The 1,022-nt window shown below is 70.5% G+C and carries 1 pseudogene; it reads left to right on the top strand.

Annotation, left to right across the window (positions count from 1 at the left end):
• Window positions 1-1,019 (top strand): annotated as a pseudogene (locus tag ACWAT2_RS19325) (ISL3 family transposase); the annotation flags it as partial.
• Window positions 1,020-1,022: the final 3 nt, after the last annotated feature.

The following is a 1,022-nucleotide window of genomic DNA, read 5'->3' as shown; positions in this document are numbered from 1 at the left end:
TCGAGGGCGGCCGAGCCGCGGGCGAAGCTCTCGCGGGCGGCGGTGCGCTGGGCCCTGGTGGGTCTGGTCACCCAGCATCTGACGGTCGCGCGGGTGGCCGAGGCCCTCGCGGTGGCATGGCACACCGCCAACGACGCTGTCCTGGCCGAAGGTCGGCGGGTGCTGATCGACGACGAGGCCCGCTTCGACGGCGTCGCCGTCATCGGAGTCGACGAGCACGTGTGGCGCCACACCCGCCGCGGCGAGAAGTACGTCACCGTGGTCATCGACCTGACCCCGATCCGCGACGGCACCGGCCCAGCGAGGCTGCTCGACATGGTCGAAGGGCGCTCCAAGCAGGCCTTCAAGCAGTGGCTGGCCGCCCGAAGACCTGGCGACAGGCGGTGGAGGTCGTCGCGATGGACGGCTTCACCGGGTTCAAGACCGCCACTGCCGAAGAGCTGCCCGACGCGACCGCGGTGATGGACCCGTTCCACGTCGTGCGCTTGGCCGGTGATGCCCTGGACCGCTGCCGCCGCCGAGTCCAACTCGACTTGCACGGCCACCGCGGCCGCGCCAAGGACCCGCTCTACCGCGCACGACGGACCCTGCACACCGGCGCCGACCTGCTCACCGACAAGCAGACGACCAGGATCGAGGCCCTGTTCGCGATCGAGGAGCACGTCGAGGTCGAGGCGACCTGGGGCATCTACCAGCGCATGATCACCGCCTACCGCCACCCCGACCGCGCACACGGCCGTGCTCTCATGACCGCGGTGATCGACTCGGTGGCCCGCGGCGTTCCGGCGGCCCTGAGCGAGCTCGTCACGCTCGGGCGGACGTTGAAGAAGCGCGCCGCCGACGTGCTGGCGTTCTTCGACCTACCAGGCTCGAGCAACGGCCCGACGGAGGCGATCAACGGCCGACTCGAACACCTCCGAGGCTCCGCCCTCGGCTTCCGGAACCTGACCCACTACATCGCCCGATCACTCCTCGAAGCCGGCGGCTTCAGACCCCGGCTACACCCTCATCTGCGTTGAGCC

This window comes from Isoptericola sp. GX10416 (assembly GCF_056590155.1).
This window is presented reverse-complemented; position numbering and strand designations above follow the sequence as displayed.